General features: G+C 64.1%; 15 protein-coding genes. 13 read left to right on the top strand and 2 right to left on the bottom strand.

The window, feature by feature from the left end:
• The first annotated feature begins 70 nt into the window (after window positions 1-70).
• From NLM32_RS35070 to NLM32_RS35035, 8 genes are all read left to right on the top strand, one after another.
• Window positions 71-1,096: an ABC transporter substrate-binding protein gene (locus NLM32_RS35070; RefSeq protein ID WP_254133272.1), complete on the top strand. Its 1,026-nt coding sequence runs from the start codon at window positions 71-73 to the stop codon at window positions 1,094-1,096.
• A 29-nt stretch (window positions 1,097-1,125) separates the two neighbouring features.
• Window positions 1,126-1,830, top strand: coding sequence for an NUDIX hydrolase (locus NLM32_RS35065; protein ID WP_254133271.1), 705 nt, complete (start codon window positions 1,126-1,128; stop codon window positions 1,828-1,830).
• 93 nt (window positions 1,831-1,923) lie between these two features.
• Window positions 1,924-3,234 (top strand): ABC transporter substrate-binding protein, encoded by a 1,311-nt coding sequence (locus NLM32_RS35060; protein ID WP_254133270.1) that lies wholly within the window; start codon window positions 1,924-1,926, stop codon window positions 3,232-3,234.
• A gap of 15 nt (window positions 3,235-3,249) precedes the next feature.
• Window positions 3,250-4,020 (top strand): ABC transporter ATP-binding protein, encoded by a 771-nt coding sequence (locus NLM32_RS35055; RefSeq protein ID WP_254133269.1) that lies wholly within the window; start codon window positions 3,250-3,252, stop codon window positions 4,018-4,020.
• Entirely contained in the window at window positions 4,020-4,724 is a 705-nt protein-coding gene (locus NLM32_RS35050; protein ID WP_254133268.1) for an ABC transporter ATP-binding protein, read from the top strand. The genes NLM32_RS35055 and NLM32_RS35050 overlap by 1 nt, the downstream gene beginning before the upstream one ends.
• A 7-nt stretch (window positions 4,725-4,731) precedes the next feature.
• Window positions 4,732-5,613: a branched-chain amino acid ABC transporter permease gene (locus tag NLM32_RS35045; RefSeq protein WP_254133267.1), complete on the top strand. Its 882-nt coding sequence runs from the start codon at window positions 4,732-4,734 to the stop codon at window positions 5,611-5,613.
• The gene (locus NLM32_RS35040; protein WP_254133266.1) at window positions 5,610-6,629 is read left to right on the top strand and encodes a branched-chain amino acid ABC transporter permease; all 1,020 of its coding nucleotides are present in this window, start codon (window positions 5,610-5,612) and stop codon (window positions 6,627-6,629) included. Before NLM32_RS35045 ends, NLM32_RS35040 begins: the two co-directional genes overlap by 4 nt.
• Entirely contained in the window at window positions 6,589-7,518 is a 930-nt protein-coding gene (locus NLM32_RS35035) for a polyphosphate kinase 2 family protein (RefSeq protein WP_254133265.1), read from the top strand. Before NLM32_RS35040 ends, NLM32_RS35035 begins: the two co-directional genes overlap by 41 nt.
• A 361-nt stretch (window positions 7,519-7,879) precedes the next feature.
• Here NLM32_RS35035 and NLM32_RS35030 read toward each other — a convergent pair whose 3' ends face one another.
• Entirely contained in the window at window positions 7,880-8,764 is an 885-nt protein-coding gene (locus tag NLM32_RS35030; protein WP_254133264.1) for an MBL fold metallo-hydrolase, read from the bottom strand.
• Window positions 8,765-9,176: 412 nt separating this feature from the next.
• Complete coding sequence (locus NLM32_RS35025; RefSeq protein ID WP_254133263.1) at window positions 9,177-9,800, bottom strand: hypothetical protein; 624 nt, start codon at window positions 9,798-9,800, stop codon at window positions 9,177-9,179.
• A gap of 265 nt (window positions 9,801-10,065) precedes the next feature.
• On the opposite strand from NLM32_RS35025, the gene NLM32_RS35020 reads away from it, so the two are divergent.
• The 5 genes from NLM32_RS35020 to NLM32_RS35000 all read left to right on the top strand — a co-directional run bounded on the left by NLM32_RS35020 (window position 10,066) and on the right by NLM32_RS35000 (window position 18,633).
• Entirely contained in the window at window positions 10,066-12,396 is a 2,331-nt protein-coding gene (locus tag NLM32_RS35020) for a mechanosensitive ion channel domain-containing protein (protein ID WP_254133262.1), read from the top strand.
• Between the two features lie 90 nt (window positions 12,397-12,486).
• Entirely contained in the window at window positions 12,487-13,485 is a 999-nt protein-coding gene (locus NLM32_RS35015; RefSeq protein ID WP_254135495.1) for a tripartite tricarboxylate transporter substrate-binding protein, read from the top strand.
• A gap of 299 nt (window positions 13,486-13,784) precedes the next feature.
• Window positions 13,785-15,437 (top strand): NAD-dependent malic enzyme, encoded by a 1,653-nt coding sequence (locus NLM32_RS35010; RefSeq protein ID WP_309144870.1) that lies wholly within the window; start codon window positions 13,785-13,787, stop codon window positions 15,435-15,437.
• A 287-nt stretch (window positions 15,438-15,724) separates the two neighbouring features.
• Complete coding sequence (locus tag NLM32_RS35005) at window positions 15,725-16,117, top strand: BlaI/MecI/CopY family transcriptional regulator (protein WP_148753097.1); 393 nt, start codon at window positions 15,725-15,727, stop codon at window positions 16,115-16,117.
• Window positions 16,114-18,633 (top strand): M56 family metallopeptidase, encoded by a 2,520-nt coding sequence (locus NLM32_RS35000; RefSeq protein WP_254133261.1) that lies wholly within the window; start codon window positions 16,114-16,116, stop codon window positions 18,631-18,633. Before NLM32_RS35005 ends, NLM32_RS35000 begins: the two co-directional genes overlap by 4 nt.
• Window positions 18,634-18,761: the final 128 nt, after the last annotated feature.

Genomic DNA, 18,761 nt, shown 5'->3' with positions numbered 1-18,761 from the left:
GCCACTTAAGCGGTGCTTCTCAAGCCAGTCCCGCTGCTCTATGGTGCCGCCAGCCGAACGGAGGAAACCAATGAAGAACACGATTGCCAGGCTCGCCGGCGCGCTGCTCGCGCTGACGCTCACCACCGGTCTTGCCGCAGCGCAAAGCAAGGTCACGATCGCGGTCGGTGGCGGCGCCTGCCTGTGCTATTTGCCGACGGTGCTGGCCAAGCAGCTCGGTGAGTACGAAAAAGCCGGCCTCAACGTCGACCTGGTCGACCTCAAGGGCGGCTCGGACGCGCTCAAGGCCGTGCTCGGCGGCAGCGCCGATGTGGTGTCCGGCTATTTCGACCATTGCGTCAACCTGGCGGCCAAGAAGCAGGAGCTGCAGGCGTTCGTGGTCTATGACCGCTATCCGGGCCTTGTGCTGGTCGTCGCACCGTCGCACACTGGCGACATCAAGTCGGTCAAGGATCTGGCCGGCAAGAAGGTCGGCGTCAGCGCGCCCGGCTCCTCCACTGACTTCTTCCTGAAATATCTCCTGAAGAAAAACGGCCTCGATCCCGCCGGCACCGCGGTGATCGGCGTTGGCCTCGGCGCCACGGCCGTGGCTGCGATGGAGCAGGGGCAGATCGATGCAGCGGTGATGCTCGATCCCTCCGTCACCGTGCTTCAGGGCAGCCAGAAGGATTTGCGTATTCTCAGCGACACCCGTACGCAGAAGGACACGCTCGAGACCTTCGGTGGTGAATATCCGGGTGGCGCGCTGTACTCGACCGTGGCCTGGGTCAACGGACACGAGAAGGAGACGCAGGCGCTGACCAACGCGATGCTGGCCACGATCGCCTGGATCCATTCGCATTCGCCCGAAGAAATCATGGCCAAGATGCCGGACGAGATGGTCGGCAAGAACAAGGATCTTTATCTCGCGGCGCTTAAGAACACGATCCCGATGTTCTCCGAGACCGGGAAGATGGATCCGAAGGGAGCGGACGCCGTGCTGGCGGTGTTCAGTGTCGGTTCGCCCGAGGTGGCCAATGCCAAGATCGACGTCAGCAAGACCTTTACCAACAAGTTTGTCGAACAGGCCAAGAAGACCACAGGGAGCGCCAAATAACTGACGCGAAGGCTGGGTAATCAGGCGTCATGACGTCACTGACCATTCATCGCGTTACGACGCTTGACCTTGCCGTGCGCCCCGTGATCTGGCCGTTCGCCGAGGAGCGGCGCGCCGAGATCGCCGCGCATTTCGCCGAGCAGCAGCGTGCGCGGCCGAAACTCTGGAACGGCCGGGTTCTGCTCGGGCGCGATGCCGTCTTCACCGACGGTCATCTCGCTGCGACCTATTTCGAGACGGATTTCGCCAGCTTCCTAGCCTGGCGCGATTGGGGCTTTCCCGATCCAGCCGTGTTCAACGGGTTCGGTATGGGTGCGCTGCGCACCTCCGACGGCGCTTTCCTGATGGGCGAGATGGCGCATCACACAGCCAATGCGGGACGCATCTACTTCGCCTCAGGCACACCCGATCTCGACGATGTCAGGGACGGCACCCTCGATATTCCCGGCAGCGTCGTTCGCGAGCTCGAGGAGGAGACCGGCCTGCTCCCCGCTGATTATTCGGCGGAGACAGACTGGCACTGTGTCGTCACCGGCAGCGCACTTGCAATGATACAGATCCTCAACCTGGATATGCCGGGTGAGGCTGCGCGCGCGCGGATCGAAGCCAACCTGGCTCGCCAGGACGAGCCGGAGCTGTCGGCCATCCATCTCGTGCGCGGAATGGATGATCTCATGCCGGCCATGCCGCGATTTGTCACGGCCTTCATCGCGCAGCAGTTCGCTTCGCGCTGACGCGCGAGGCTTGACATCGCGCGGCCGAGCCCATGTGATGGGCGCAAAAGCAAAACAAAAAATTGCAATGCACAATCGTCCAGGGAGGTTTAGATGCGCCTGCGCATGGCTGCCCGCTTGGTACGTGGGCTGTTGGTCGCGATTGCAGCGATGGGCCTGACCGTTTCGGTTCAAGCTCAGGAGAAGAAGATCAAGATCGGCGTGATTTTCGACCTGACCGGCCCGCTCGCCGGCGGCGGCTCCGAGCTCGAATATCTCGGCACCAAGATCATCCTCGATCATTTCAGCAAGACCGGCGTCGAGGGCTACAAGGTCGAGGCGGTCTATGCCGACGCGCAGAGCAAGCCCGACATCGCCATCAACGAATCCGTCCGCCTGCTCGAGCAGGAGAAGGTCGACATGGTGCTCGGCTTCTTCTCCTCGGCGCAATGCGTGCCGGTCGCCGCCCGTGTCGAGCAGCTGAAGAAGTTCATGTGGATGACGACCTGCATCTCGTCCGCCGTGTTCGCCGACAAGAACTACAAATACGTGTTCCGCCCGCAGGCGAGCGGCGACCAGTTCGGTGCAATGACGATGGATTTCATCGCGCAGAACGCGCAAGGCAAGCTCGGCAAGGAGCCGAAGGATCTCCGCGTCGCCATCGTCCACGAGGACGGCTCCTATGGCGTCGACGTCTCCAAGGGCAACGAGGCCGGTGCGAAAAAGGCGGGCTTCAACGTCGTGCTGAAGGAGGGCTATTCGGCGACCGCGCCGGATCTCTCCGCGCTGGTGACCAAGCTGAAGCGCGCCAAGCCCGACGTGATTTTCCACACCGGCTACAATCCCGACATCACGCTGTTGCTGCGGCAGGCGCGTGAGCAGGGCCTGAAGTTCGCAGCCCTCGTCGGCCATGGCGCCGGCTACGGCGTCTACGAGAAGTTGAAGGAGGGGATGGGCGCTGACGCGAGCTACATCTTCAACACCGATCCGATCTCGATCTGGCTGGCCAACCAGAAGACCATGAACCCGAAGCTTGCGCCCATCATCAAGATGGTCGGCGAGGAGTTCGACAAGATCAGGCCCGGCGTTGCCATTCGCTCCGCCCATGTCGGCATCGGTGCATCCAACACCTACGTGTTCATGGATGACGTCCTGCCGCGCGCGATCAAGAAGTATGGCGGGGTCGATCCCGAGGCGCTGCGCAAGGCGTCGCTCGACACCGACATTCCGGAGGGTGGCACCATGCTCGGCTTCGGCGTCAAGTTCTACGGCGAGGGCACACCGATGGCGGGCCAGAACGAGCGCTCGTTCCCGGTCGTGATCCAATACATCGACGACAAGTCCTCGGTGGTGTGGCCCAAGAGCCAGGCGCAGCGCGAAGCCGTGCTGCCGCTGCCGAAGGGCACCACCTACAGTAACCAGTAGCAGCGGAGCGTTGCGGTGCTGGAGGTCAGCGGGCTGGTGAAGCGGTTTGGCGGCTTCACGGCCGTCAACAACGTGTCGTTTAGGGTCGAGCAGGGCGAGATCCTCGGCCTGATCGGTCCCAACGGCTCGGGCAAGAGCACGATCTTCAACATGCTCTCCGGCACGCTGGCGCCAAGCTCAGGATCGATCCTGTTCGATGGCTCGGAGATCGCGGGGCTGGCACCGCACCGGATCATCAACCGCGGCATCGGCCGCACTTTCCAGATTCCGCGGCCGTTCCGGCGGCTGTCCATTTTCGAGAATGTCGCGCTCGCCGGATTCTACGGCCAGGGCCGCCATAGCCGCGTCAAGGCCGAGGAAGCGGCGGAGCGGTCACTCGCGATGGTGGGCTTGCCAACCGATCGCCACGCCAGCGTTGACGGCCTCGGCGCAGCAGGCTTGAAGAAGCTCGAACTTGCGAAAGCGCTCGCCACTGCACCCAAACTTCTTCTCGCCGATGAGAGCCTCGGCGGTCTCGACGAGGCCGAGATGGGCCAAGCCGCCGACATGCTGCGCAACATCCGCGACGAGCTCGGCGTCACCATCATCTGGGTCGAGCACATCATGGGCGTGTTGATGCGCGTGGTCGACCGCGTCATGGTGCTCGATCACGGCGAAAAAATCTCGGAGGGCCTGCCGAGCGCGGTCGCCGGTGATCCGCGCGTCATCGAGGTCTATCTCGGCACCGATGCCGAGACCACGCAGGCTGCGGCCGCCGAAGCGCGCCGCCGCGCGGGAGGCCAGTGATGCTGGAGCTTCGCGGCGTCAACGCCGGCTATGGCACATTCCCGGCGCTGTTCGACGTCAATCTCCACGTGAAGGCCGGCGAGGCCGTGGGCGTCATCGGTCCGAACGGTGCGGGCAAGACCACGCTGATGCGTGTCATCTCCGGCCTGATCCGTCCGACGCGCGGATCGATCAAAATGGAAGGCGTCGATGTCATCGCCACTCCGCCGCACAAGATCGTCAGCCTCGGGATTGCGCATGTGCCCGAGAACCGGCGGCTGTTTCCGCAGCTCTCGGTCGACGACAATCTCAAGATGGGCGCCTTCATGAAGGAGGCTCGGGGGAAATACGCCGAGCGTCTGGAGGTCGTGTTCGATCTGTTTCCGCGATTGAAGGAGCGGCGCCACCAGATGGCCGGCACCATGTCCGGAGGCGAGCAGCAGATGTGCGCGATCGGCCGCGCGCTGATGTCCAATCCGAAACTTCTGCTGCTCGACGAGCCCTCGGCCGGGTTGGCGCCGGTCGTGGTGCAGCAGGTGTTCGAGCTGGTGAAGCGGATCCGCGCCAGCGGGCTGACGGTGCTGATCGTCGAGCAGAACGTGCAGCAGGTGCTGCGCGTGGTCGACCGGGCCTATCTGATCGAGGCCGGCACGATCCGCGCCTCGGGCACCTCGGCCGAGATGCTGGCGAGCGACACGGTCAAGGAAGCGTATCTCGGGGTATGAGGGGCATATGCAGGCGTTCCTGGATATTTTCGACATCTATCTGCTGGAGGCCGTGATCAACGGGATCCTGCTCGGCGGCGTGCTGGCGCTGCTCGCGCTCGGGCTGAACCTGATCTTCGGCGTCATCGACGTGACCTGGATCTGCTACGCCGAGCTCGTGATGATCGGCATGTACGCCATGTACTTCATGGTCCAGTATTACGGCATCAGCTATTTCATCGCCGCGCCCCTGACCATCCTGCTGGTCGCGATCCTCGGCGCGCTCTTGCATTATCTCGTGATCGCGCCGCTGTTGACGGCGCCGCCGATCAACCAGCTGCTTGCAACCGGCGGCGTGCTGTTCGTGTTGCAGAGCTTTGCCACCGTCGCCTTCGGCATCGACTTCCGCAACCTCGGCATCCGCCTGCCGGTGCTCGCCTTCGGCGACATGAATTTCAGCTACGCGCGCCTTCTGTCGTTCCTGGCGGCGCTGGTCGGCATGGTCGCGGTCTATCTCTTCATGACGCGCACCTTCACCGGCACCGCGATCCGCGCCATCTCGCAGGACCGCCAGATCATGGCGCTGATGGGCGTCGACACCAGGCGGATCTATCTCATCACCTCCGCGATCGGCGGCGGGCTGGCCGGGCTCGCCGCCTGTTTGCTGGTGCTGCAATATGACGTGCACCCCTTCGTCGGCCTCTCCTTCGGTCCGATCACCTTCCTGATCTGCGTGCTCGGGGGTCTCGGCAATTTCATCGGCGGCTTCATTGCGGCCTTCGTGTTTGCCGAGATCATCTCGCTGGGTGGTCTGTTCTCCGATCTCGAATGGGGCTACGTGCTTGCCTTCGCCTTCTTCATCGTCATGATGTTCATCCGGCCCGCGGGCCTGCTCGCGAGGCGCCGATGATGGGGCAGGGCCGGCGCGTTGCTTGGGCGATAGGACTGGGCGCGCTGATCGCGCTGCCCTTCGTCTATCGCGATCCCTATCATCTGCACATTCTGGTGCTGATCCTGATCTGGTCGTTCGCCTACACGTCGTGGTCGATGATGGGGCGGTTCGGTCTGGTCTCGCTCGGCCACGGCGGCTTCATGGGGATCGGGGCCTATGTCACCGCGCTGCTCTGGAATCATCTCAGCCTGTCGCCATGGATTGGCATCCCCATCGGCATGGTCGCGGCCGGCGCGTTGGCGCTGATCGTCGGCTATCCCTGCTTCCGCTTCCGCATCACCGGGCATTACTTCGTGCTGGTGACGCTCGCGCTGTCGGGCATCGTGCTCCAGGTCATCACGGCGACGCGCGACTATACCGGCGGCTCGCTCGGCTACACGCCGAACCGCGCCTCGGGCAACAAGCTGCTGGCGCTGCAATTCGACGACAAGATCACCTGGTACCTGATCGCGCTCGCGGTCTGGCTCGGCGGCATCGTCGTCTGGCACCTGATCGATCGCAGCATGAGCCGCTACGCGCTCGAGGCGATCTCCGAGGATGAGGACGCGGCTGCCGCGGCCGGCGTCGACGTCACCGCGGAGAAACTGAAGATCACCCTGATCAGCGCCGTGATGACGGCGCTGGCGGGCGCGATCTATTGCCAGTACCAGATGTTCATCACGCCCGACACGGTCTCCGGCATCGCGGTGTCGCTGCAGATGGTGTTCGCGGCCATCGTCGGCGGCCTGTTCGTCTCGCTCGGCCCGACCGTCGGCGCCGTCATCACCATCCTGCTCGCGGAGACCCTGCGCATCGGCTTCGGCACCAAGGCGGTCGGCTGGGACAACCTCGTCTACGGCGTGCTGCTGGTGCTTTTCATCATATTCCTTCCGAAGGGTATCCTTGGTAGCCTGCTCGACCGATTGAAGTCGCAACGCAAGGTGCCCCGCGCTCATGAGCAAAAAGCCGTCCAAATCGCTCGCCCAGGAACTTGACCGCTACATCACGCCATTCCGGCATGACGGATCCGGCAAGTTTCACCTGAAGGACCATAAGACCAACGAGAAGGGCGATCTGGACAAGGAGACGGCGCAGGAGATTCTCGACGCCAACAAGAAGCGGCTGGTCGCATTCCAGGAGAAGCTCTACGCCCAGGACCGCTGGTCGGTGCTGATCGTGTTCCAGGCCATGGACGCCGGCGGCAAGGACAGCGCGATCAAGGCGATCTTCGAGGGCATCAATCCGCAGGGCTGCGAGGTGTCCGCCTTCAAGGCGCCGAGCAGCAAGGAGCTCGACCACGATTTCCTCTGGCGCCACGTCATCGCGCTGCCGGAGCGCGGCCATATCGGCATCTTCAACCGCTCCCATTACGAGGAGTGCCTGGTCACGCGTGTCCACCCGCAGGTTCTCGCCAAGGAGAAGCTGCCCTCGAAGCTCGTCACCAAGAACATCTGGCAGGAACGGTTCGAGGACATTGCCGCCTGGGAACGTTACCTGGCGCGCAACGGCACCCTGGTGCTGAAGTTCTTCCTCAATCTCTCCAAGGAGGAGCAGCGCCAGCGCTTTCTCGATCGGCTGGAGGAGCCGGCCAAGCAGTGGAAGTTCTCGATGGACGACATCAAGGAGCGCGCGCTGTGGCCGCGCTACCAGGCGGTCTATCAGGACATCGTGCGCCACACCGCCACGCCGCATGCGCCCTGGTATGTCGTGCCCGCCGACCACAAATGGTTTGCCCGCGTGGTGATCGGCTCCGTCATTGTCGCGGAGCTCGAAAAACTGGACCTGCGCTTTCCCCGCGCCGACAAGGCCTCGGCGGCGGAGTTCGACAACGTGCGCAAGGCGCTGGAGAAGGAAGGGAAGGGGGACAAGAAGCGGGGAAAGTGACGGGAGGAAACCGCCAGCGCGGCCGCCGTCATCGGCAAAATCTGAAAACAACCCCATGCACAGTAGCCGGCGCTCATGGAATCAAGGGCCTGCCGGTCGCTGTGGGCGATATTCGGATTTTTAGAAAATGACTTGACCCGTCGGGCAAAACAGGGGCATGATGTCACCATCACGAATGCTCTCGTAGGGTGGGCAAGGCGACTTGTCCGCCATAGCTCGAAGAGCGACGGCGGAAGTGTGCCTACGCATGTTTCGCGATCGAGAGAGGTGGTGGGCATGGCGCTTGCGCGCCTTTGCCCACCCTACGAGTTCGGTGCAAGCCGTCGCGTTCGGTGCAAGCCGTCGAGTTCAGCGCAAGCCGTTAGTACCCACGACCCCACCAATAGCAGAAGCGCTCGACATTGGCGGGCAGGCTCGCTTCGTAATTCGCCCACTTCTCGTATTTCGGCAGCTTCACCTCCTTCATCGCGGTGTCGAAGCATTTGCCGGCGTCGGCCGCCTTCTTCACCTCGGCCGAGAGATCCTCCATGTAGGCGATGTCGTCCTCGACATCCTTCTTGGTGCCGAGCCGGCCGCCGGCATAGGGATGGCCGGGGATCATCCGCTCCCAGTCGAGCGAAGCCAGCTTCTTGAGCGAGGCGATATATTCGAGCGGCGAGGCATTGTCGGGAATGTTGCGGAACTGGACCGCCTCGATCGGCGCGAAGTCGACCACGAAGACGAGCTTCTCCTTCGGCAGCCGCATCACCAGCGAGTTGTCGGAATGGTTGCGGCCGACATAGTCGAGCTCCAGCGTGGTGCCACCGAGCGTGATGGTCTTCTTGCCGTCGACCACCTGATCCGGCATCACGATATCGGCCAGGAGCGCATTCTGTTTCTTCAGCTCGAGCAGCCGCTCCCTGGTGCGGCGATGCGCGATGAAGGTGGCGCCGAGATCCTTGAAGGGCTGGCCGCCGGCGATGTGGTCGTAATGGTGGTGGCTGTAGATGACGTATTTGATCGGCTTGTCGGTGACGGCCTTGATCGCATCGATATAGGGCTTGGCGGGACGCAAGTAGGAGATTGGATCGGTGGCGATCACCCCTTGCGGCGTCACCACGAACATCGACTGATGGCCGCCATAGCGGAAGATGTAGACGTTCTCGGTGCCGTCGACTTTCTTGGTCGAGGTCTGCGGCGGCGTCTGCGCGAATGCTGATCCGGTGACGAGCGCCGCGAGCACGGCGATGCAAAATGATGCTTTCATCTCTGGCTTTCTGAAATGAATGAGGACGGAGGAGGCGGGTGTTCTCTTCGACACAAACGCTGCCGCCGATGATTTATTCCATCGTTGCAACCAGCCGATGTGTCGCGGGAACAGCATGGAACATATCGTCAAATGTGATTTGAAACTCATCGATCCCGCTTGACAGTTTTATGTCACGGGAGGAGCATGCAGATGGTCGCAAACAAGCGACGGGTCCACTTCATGAGCAAGGGGAGGTCTATGACGCCACCTCCGCAAATCCAGCCGCGTTAATTGCGATGGAGCTCGTTCGGATTATCGCATAGCGGCAGAAACCGCGAACGGCACGCCGGGTCAAGGTTTAGTGGGCTGCATCAGCAAGGCAGAGCCCCTACCTGCCCGGCGCTGTGCGTTTTGCCCCCTCGCGCGTCGACTACGCCTTCTTCGTCACGCCGAAGAGATCACCGAGCCACTGATAATACACCGGCTGCTTCTCGTGCAGGGTGGCGCGGTTGTTGGGCGGGCGGTCGACATTGCCCCAGAGATAGAGGCTTCCGGTCACCGCAAAAAACTCCTGCACGTTCTTCAGGACGTAGGAGTCCGGTGGATAGAGTTCGTTCTGCCTGGCGATGCCGTAGAAGCGCACAAGATCCGGATTCTGCAGCGCTCCTGGCAGGACGCGGAAATGATAGGCGTGGAGCAGCTCGTGCAGCAGCACCGGCTTCTCTGGCGCAACGACGGCCGCGTCAACCGTGACGCCCTGGACCTTGGACGAGAAGTGGCCGCCACCGTCGCCCTGTCCGGGCTTGACCGAGACCGGTTGGCTTTTGAAGAAGGTCATGATCTCGGGCTTGGCACCGCATTCGACGACGATGTCGATCTGATGCTTCAGCGACGTGACGACGTCCTTGATATCGGGCTGGCTTTGCGCAGCGCTGGTGTCGACCGTGATGCCGCGATAGGTGAAGGTGGGTCCGCTCTGTGCGACCGCGGCCCGCGTGCCAAGCAGGATCGCAGCCCCCGCAAGCACGAGCCGGCGCCGGTCAAAATCCATCATGTGATGCCCCCGAATTCCCGCGCCAATTTCGCATGCTTTTGCGGCACTGGCCATGACGCGGTTCCATCACATCTGCGTTGGGGGAAATGCCAGAGGACATGCCAAGGGAAATGCCAAGGGAAATGCCAAGGGAAATGCCAAGAGATGGTCGCCTGATCGGCAAACTTCCGACACATGATCGGGGCGAATAGCCGCTATCCGACATGACGCAGTGCTTCGCGGTCACGATTCCGCCGGCGCATTTCATTTATTTTGGGGAATCCGCGTGTCGCATAAGCTTGCCTCGGCGCTTGTCGCCGCCCTCTTTCTCGCGCTCTCGTCTTTCTCCCCCGCCCGGGCAGAGCCGCCTGCGCCGGCCGCGAGCGGCATGGCCGCGCTGTCGCCTGACGAGGCCAAGCGGGCGCTGGAGACGCTCCAGGACGACAAGAAGCGCGCGCAAATGATCGATACGCTGCGCGCGATCGCGAATGCGTCCGGTCCGCAGCAGCCCGCACCCGAGCAGAAGTCGCCGATCCCGCTGTCGGCTGACGGACTCGGCGCGCAGCTTCTGCTCACGGTGTCGGAGGAGATCGGCGAGATCTCGCGCGACGTCGCCGACATGGCGCGGACGCTCACGCATTTCCCGGCGTTCTATTACTGGATCGTACGGACCGCCAACGATCCCGACGCCTATAATCTGCTGATCGAGATCGCCTGGAAGCTGGCGCTGGTGTTCGGCTGCGCGCTTGCGGCCGAATGGGTGATTGTCCGCCTGATCCGCCGCCCGGTCGTCTTCCTCGAAGGGCGCGTGCCGCAGACCGCGCGCCTGCCGGTGCAGGCGCTGCCCATTGCCGATCCGCCGTCATCGGTCGCCGATGTCACGCCGTCGCCGGAATTGCACAAGCGCAGGCACAGCCTGGCGCGGGTCTGGCAGCTGTTACTGCGGCTGCCTTTCGTGCTGGGGCGGCTGTTGTTCGAACTGCTTCCGGTGGTCGTATTCGTCGGCATCGCGACCGCATTGCTCGGAACGGAGATCGGCGAGCCCGCGACCGTCCGCCTCGTGATCCTTGCCGTCGTCAACGCCTATGCGTTTTCGCGCGGGCTCATTTGCGTCGTCCGTGCGCTGGCCGGGCCGTTCGGGCTGTTTCCGGTGCGCGCCGAGACGGCAGCCTATGTCGAGATCTGGGCGCGCCGCATCGTCGGCGTCGCGGTCACCGGCATTGCATTCGCCAACGTGGCGCTGCTGCTCGGCCTGCATCGCGCCGGCTATGCCGCGCTCATCCGCATGGTGATGCTGGTCGTGCATCTCTTCGTCGTCGTCATCATCCTGCAATGCCGCCGCCAGGTCGCCGACGCCATTCGCGCGCCTGCGGACCGGCAGGGGATCGCGGCGCGCCTGCGCAACCGCATCGCCGGCGGCTGGCACTATCTGGCCATCGCGCTCGATCTGGCGCTGTGGGCGGTGTGGGCGCTGAACATCCGCAACGGCTATTCGCTGCTGCTGCAATATTTCGTCGGCACCATCGTGGTGGTGCTGATCACGCGGGTTGCGATCATGGTGACGCTGAGCCTGATCGATCGCGGCTTCCGCATCCAGCCGGAGATCCTCCAGCGCTTTCCGGGGCTGGAGATCCGCGCCAACCGCTATCTGCCGCTGCTGCGCAAGATCGTCTCCGGCGTGATCGCGTTCGTCGGCTTCGTCGCCGTGCTCGAGGTCTGGGGCGTCGATGCCATCGTCTGGTTCTATGGCGGCCAGATCGGCAGCCAGTTGATTTCCGCCCTCGCGACGATCGGCGTCGCCGTCTTCATCGCCGCGGTGATCTGGGAAGCCAGCAATGCGCTCTTGGACCGCCAGATCAACACGCTGTCGCGTGACGGGCATTATGCCCGCGCGGCGCGCCTGCGCACCTTCCAGCCGATGCTGCGCACGGCGCTGCTGTGCCTGATCGCCACCGTCGTCGGCCTCACGGCATTGAGCGAAATCGGCGTCAATGTCGCGCCGCTGCTCGCCGGTGCCGGCATCGTCGGCATCGCGATCGGCTTCGGTTCGCAAAAGCTGGTGCAGGATCTCATCACCGGCCTGTTCCTGCTGCTGGAGAATACGGTCCAGGTCGGCGATACCGTCAGCGTGTCGGGCCTGGCGGGTGTGGTCGAGAACGTTTCCATTCGTACGATACGCCTGCGCGCCGGCGACGGCTCCGTGCACATCGTGCCGTTCAGCGCGGTCACGACCATCACCAATGCCAGCCGTGGCGCCGGCAATGCCTCCGTCAGCATCAATGTCGCCTACAAGGAAGACACCGACCGCGCCGGCCAGATCCTCAAGGACATCGTCGAGGAGATGCGCCGCGAGACGGAATTCCGCCCGTTGATCCGCGGCGACCTCGAGCTCTGGGGTATCGACAAGGTCGATGGTGCCATGGTGTCGATCGTCGGCCAGATCCGCTGCACCGAGGCCGGCCGCTGGCCGGTCCAGCGCGAATTCAACCGCCGCATGAAGCAGCGCTTCCAGCAGAACGGCATCGAGGTGGCCTCCGCGACCCAGACCGTTTTGATGCATGTCGCGCCACCGGCCGACGTCGCCACGAATCTGACGCCGCGGCGGGCGGCTGGATAAATTTCCGGCTTGCCTCCGTTCTTTCGGCAGCGTTCACTCACCCTCCAGCCCGCTGATGACATGCGGGCGGCAAAAAGGGTGGGAAGAATGGTGCGGGGGCTGTGGGCCGGATTGCGCGGTCATGTGATCGTCATTTGCGCGTTGATCGGAAGTGTCGCGTGGACCGCACCGGGTTACGCCCAGTCGTTTCCCTCCCGTCCCATCACGCTGGTGGTCCCGTTTGCGGCCGGCGGGCCGACCGACACGTTGGCACGGATCCTGTCGGAGCGGATCGCAGCCGAGCTGCATGCGACGATCGTGGTCGAGAACGTCGCCGGCGCGTCCGGCAGCATCGCCGGCGCCCGCGTCGCGCGCGCAACGCCTGACGGCACGACCATCACCATCGGCCATTGGGGCACGCATGTGCTCAACGGCGCGATCTTCAAGCTGCCTTATGATGTCGTCACCGATTTCGAGCCGGTCGCGCTGGTCGCGATGGGCACGCAGCTGATCGTCGGCCGGAAGTCGCTCGAGGCCAACAATCTGAAAGAGATGATCGCGTGGCTGAAGGCCAATCCCGGCAAGGCGACCGCCGGGACTGCCGGCGCCGGCACCGGTGCGCATGTTGCCGGCGTGTTCTTCAAGGAGAAGACCGGCACCGACTTCCAGTTCGTGCCGTACCGGGGTGCGGGGCCCGCGATGATCGATCTCGTCGCCGGACAGATCGACATCATGTTCGACCAGGCCTCGAACTCGCTGCCGCAATACAAGAACGGGGCGATCAAGGCGTTCGCGGTGACGTCGCCGACCCGACTCGCATCCGCGCCCGACATTCCGACCGTCGACGAAGCGGGCCTGCCCGGCCTGTACATCTCCTACTGGCACGGCATCTGGGCACCGAAGAACACGCCGAAGGAGATCGTCTCAAAGCTCAACGCGGCCATCGTCGCCGCGCTTGCCGATCCCGCCGTCAAGCAGCGCTTCGCCGAACTGGGCCAGGAGATACCGCCGCAGGACCAGCAGTCGCCCGCAGCGCTCGGCGCCTTCCAGAAGGCAGAGACCAAGAAATGGTGGCCGGTGGTGAAGGCCGCGGACATCAAGCCGGAATAATGTTGCTGTCATGCACGCCTCCTCATCCTGAGGAGGCCGCGTAGCGGCCGTCTCGAAGGATGGCCGCGGGTGAGATCGGGGCCTTTCATGGTTCGAGACGCGCGTGCCGCGCTCCTCACCATGAGGAGAACGAGCTGTTTTTCCGCGTTAAGCTTTGCCTCGGCTGCCTGCTTTCCTCTCACAAAAATCTCGCTGCGGTGCGAGATCACAATCGCGGCCCAAGGAGCAACGTCCTTGATCTCGATGAAGTGCTGGCCGACAATGGCTCCCCTTCAATAAGAAACTCCCTGGGGGAATTCGTGAATAGACCTGCTCGGGTCAGCACCCAATCGACATCGTCCGAGTCCGCGCATGGCATGGCCTTGCTGCGCGATCCCTTGCTCAATAAAGGCACAGCCTTCACGGAAGCGGAGCGCGATGCACTCGGCTTGCGCGGCCTGTTGCCGGCTTGTGTCCTGACGATGGAGACGCAGGCCGAGCGCGTGCTGACCAATCTGCGCACGCTGCCGACCGACCTCGAAAAATTCGTCGCGCTGAACGCGCTGCATGACCGCAATGAAGCGCTGTTCTTCCGCGTCGTCGTCGACAACATCGACGAGATCCAGCCGATCATCTATACGCCGACGGTCGGGCTCGCCTGCCAGAAATACGGCCTGATCTACCAGCGGCCGCGCGGCATGTTCATCTCCTCGCGCGATCGCGGCCAGATCGCGGACATCCTGAAGAACTGGCCCAATCCCGCAAAACTCATCGTCGTCACCGACGGCGAACGCATTCTTGGCCTCGGCGATCTCGGCGCCAACGGCATGGGCATTCCGGTCGGAAAGCTCTCGCTCTATTCGGCCTGTGCCGGTGTGCATCCCGAGCACTGCCTGCCGATCGTGCTCGACGTCGGCACCAACAACGAAGAGCTGCTGAGCGATCCCTACTATCTGGGTCTGCGCGAGCGGCGGCTGACCGGCGAGGCCTATGACAGCTTCGTCGACGAGTTCATGACGGCCGCGCGCAAGACGTTTCCCGATGTGCTGATCCAGTTCGAGGATTTCGCCAACCATTCCGCGTTCAAGCTGCTGCACAAATACCGCGACGAAGCCTGCGTCTTCAACGACGACATTCAGGGCACCGCAGCGGTCGCACTTGCCGGCCTGTTCTCGGCGTTGCGTGTCAGCGGCGGCAAGCTGCGGGATCAGCGCATCCTGTTCCTCGGTGCCGGCGAGGCAGCGACCGGTATCGCCGACCTCGTCGTCTCCGCCATGATGGCGGAGGGCGCAACGGAGGCTGAGGCGCTGCGGCGCAACTGGCTGGTGGATTCCCGCGGTCTCGTCGTCGGCGGCCGTGAGGGCCTGCACGGCCACAAGCTCCGTTATGCCCACAAGGATCAGGCGCCGATCGCCGACTTCCTCACTGCGATCAAGACGCTGAAGCCGACGGCGATCATCGGTGTTGCCGCGGTGGGTGGTGCCTTCACGCCCGACGTGCTCAAGGCGATGGCCGAGCTCAACGAACAGCCGATCGTGTTCGCGCTGTCCAACCCGACCTCGAAGGCCGAGTGCTCGGCCGAGGATGCGTATCGCTACACCGGCGGCCGCGCGCTGTTCGCCTGCGGCAGTCCCTATGATCCGGTCAAGCTCAACGGCCGCACCTTCGTGCCGCGCCAGGGCAACAACTCCTACATCTTCCCCGGCGTCGGCCTCGGCGTCATTGCCAGCCGCTCGCGGCTCGTGACCGACGAGATGTTCATGGCGGCCGCCCATACGCTCGCCAATTGCGTCGGCAAGGAGGATCTGGATCAGGGCAGCCTCTATCCCGCGCTGCCCCGCATCCGCGAGGTCTCGGCCCGTATCGCGGCCGCTGTCGCCGATGTCGCCTATCAGCGCGGGCTCGCCGACGGACCCCCGCCCAACGACGTGAAGGGCCTGGTCCAGTCGCAGATGTACGAGCCGAAGTACTGAGTGAGTCTGCCGGGAGAGTTCGGCCTGCATGGTTCGAGACGCCCGCTTTGGCGGGCTCCTCACCATGAGGGGCTGATATCTCGCCGCAAACGCGACCTCATCCTGAGGGCCCGCCGGAGGCGGGCGTCTCGAAGGATGGGCCGCAGGCAGTCTGCCGCCACGTTCTTCCGCATATGCGACAGCCTCGTTGACGATCCCGGTTCCGCCGGAATCGCAATTGTTTGCTGTCGCCATATGTGCGACGCTGCGTAGCATTACAAGAAACTCAAGCCGCTAGGTAAGCCACCATGGACGATCGTTTGCCCGACCTGGGCGATCTCGAGCACGAGGTCATGCAATTGGTATGGGCCCATGGGCCGGTCACGGCCGAAATCGTGCGCGAGCGGCTATCGCGACGCTTGAAGGAATCGACGGTGCGGACGGTGCTGCGCCGGCTGGAGGAAAAGGGCTATGCTCGCCACACCGTGGACGGGCGCACCTATGTCTACCACGCCGCCGAAGAGCGGGCCCGCGTTGCGGCCAAGGCGGTGCAGCGGATCGTCGACTGGTTCTGCAACGGCTCGATGGAGGAGGTCCTCGTCGGCATGGTGGACAATGCGATGCTCGACCAGCAACAATTGCGTGCGCTGGCCGACCAGGTGGCCAAGGCGAAGAAGGCGAGGGGAGTGAAGAAAGAATGATCGCGGCTCTGGCTGAGGCGGCGTTACGCTCCTTCGCGCTGGGAGGCGTCGTCTGGATCGGTCTCATCCTGTTTCGTGTCCGCAATCCGCACGTCCACATGACGGCGTGGGTGGTCGTGCTGCTGGCATCGCTGGCGATGCCGTTCGTGATGCACTGGCCGACGCTCACCATCGACCGGATGCCCTTGTCCATGCCGGTGCCGGACGACACCTGGCCGACCGACTTCGCGATGCTGGAGCGGCCGCAGCCGACCCTGCCGATCGCGCCCGCTGGGGCCATCGCGCCGATGGTGAAGCGGGGTATCGCGATCGATTGGTGGATGGTCGCCACCACCGCCTATGCCTGCGTCGCCGGCCTGCTGCTGCTGCGGCTGGCCATCGGCCTCTGCCTGACCTGGCGCATGGCGCGCGCGGCGAAGCCGGTGAAAAGCCGCGAGATGATCGATGCCGATGTGCGCGTCAGCCGCGACGTCGGCGGCCCCGTCACCTTCGGCTCGACCATCCTGGTGCCGCCGCAGTTTTTCAGCTGGGACGCGAAGAAGCGCCTCGCGGTGCTCGCCCATGAGGGCGCGCATGTCGCCAATGGCGATTTCTATGTCCTCCTGCTCGCCTCGCTCAATCGCGCGGTGTTCTGGTTCAGCCCGTTCTCATGGTGGCAGCTGGCGCGGCTTGCCGAGCTTGCCGAGATCATCAGCGATGCCCGGGCGATCGAGATGATCGACGACCGGCTGTCCTACGCGGAAATCCTGCTCGACGTCGCTTCCTCCGTGAAGCCGCGGCCGATGGAGCTTGCGATGGCGCAGGTGTCGACCGTGCGGGCGCGGATCGAGCGCATCATCGCAGCCGCCGCGCTGCCCGTGGCGGTCGGTTGGCGCAAGCGGCTTTGGATCGCGGCCGCGATCGTGCCGGTGGTGATCGTGTCGGCCGGCATGATCGCCTATCGCACGCCGGATCCCGTGCCCGCCGGCGCGGATCTCGGTGATGTGCCGGCGCAGCATTACCGTCCGTTCGTCAATTTCTACGCGATGGGCCCGGCCTCGGTGTTCGCCGTCTTCCGCGAGGGCGACGACATCTACGGGCAGCTCACCGGGCAACGCAGGCTGCGCCTGACCGTCGCCAGCGACGGCACGGCGTCCTATGCGGCGACGTTCGGCGAGATTACGTTCCCGATCGACGCGGAGCGCCGCTCGTCCGAGTTGACGCTGCGCATGAACGGCCGCGACGTGCGCGCCGTTCGCGTTGCGGAGATGCCGGCGCCGGCGACCGATCCGGTGTCGCTCGATCACTATGTCGGCTGGTACAAGGTCGCGCCGAACCGCGTGCTCACCGTGCGGCGCGATGGCGATCTGCTGCAGGTGCAGGAGACCGGGCAGGGTCGATCGAAGATTCTCGCCGAAGGCGCCGATGCCTTTTCGCTCCACGGCGATCATCTCCTGATCTTCCTGCGCGATGACGCGGCCAACGTGGCGCGTGTGCTGGTCCAGAACGCCACCTCCGGCGCCCGCCTCGCGCAGCGGATCGATGCGGCGCAGGCCCAGGCGATCGAGGCCGAGTTCGCGCGCCGCCTCGCGGAAGTGCCTGACAGGTTCAGGGAGCAGATTCCGGCTGCAGGCAGCAAGGAAGTGATCCTCAGGGGGATCGAGGATGTGCGCGCCGGCACGCCGAACTACGATCGGATGAGCGCGCCGCTCGCCGCCAGCATCCATCGTCGGCTCGACGAATTGCGCGCGACCTTCGCGGCGCTCGGTGCGGTCGAGTCGATCTTCTTCCGCGGCGTCGGGCCCGGCGGCTACGACATCTATGGCGCCAAGTTCGCGAACGGCACGGCGGAATTCCGCGTGATGCTCGAGCCCGACGGCAAGGCGGGCGACGTGATCTTCCGGCCTGACGGCAATGACGAGCTCGGCGGTATCGTCTCCTGTTCCGAGGAAGCGAATGTGCGCGGCCGCGCCGGCACCTCGCCGATCAGGATCATGCTCTACAACGAGACGGAGGACGATATTCAGGTCTTCAATCTCGGTGCGGACGGCGAGCGCAAGGCGCAGAGCGTCGTCAGGTCGGACATGACCTGGGTCGCGCTGACCACCGTGAACAATCCATGGGTCATTGCCGACAAGTCGGGCAAGTGCATGGAGATCGTGGTGCCGGGCCGGCAGACGCGCTTCCACAATGTCGAGGCCTCGAACGTCCTGGCGCGGCCGGGCCGCGCATCGCGTCGCGCCGTCCCGATCGCCAATGGCGAGGCGATGCTGCGGCAATATATCGAGGGCATCGGCAAGGGGCAGCCGGACTACGACCACATGACGACCGAGGTCGCCAACATCACGCGTGCGCAGCTTCCGTTCGACCAGGCCATCGTGGCGCGGCTCGGGGCGTTGCGCGCGGTCTCGTTCCGCGGCGTCACCGCGCTCGACAGCGACATCTATGTCGCCCAATTCGCCAATGGCTCGGCGGAATGGCGCATCGGCATCAGGAACGGAACGATCACCAAGATCGCGTTGGGGCCGAATTTCTAGCGGCGCGCCGGGACGCCGGCGCGGTCGCGTCAATCGCGGCTTGCGCGTGGCCGCAGCGATCGCTACGGTATGTAACATTACGTTAGGTAGCCGGCCGCGGGCCCGGAATTCGGCGCGGCCCTCGCAAG

Origin of the sequence: Bradyrhizobium sp. CCGUVB14 (genome assembly GCF_024199935.1) — a bacterium.
Classification (GTDB): domain Bacteria; phylum Pseudomonadota; class Alphaproteobacteria; order Rhizobiales; family Xanthobacteraceae; genus Bradyrhizobium.
Note: the sequence above shows the minus strand (reverse complement) of the source record. Positions and strands in the feature narration are given on the sequence as shown.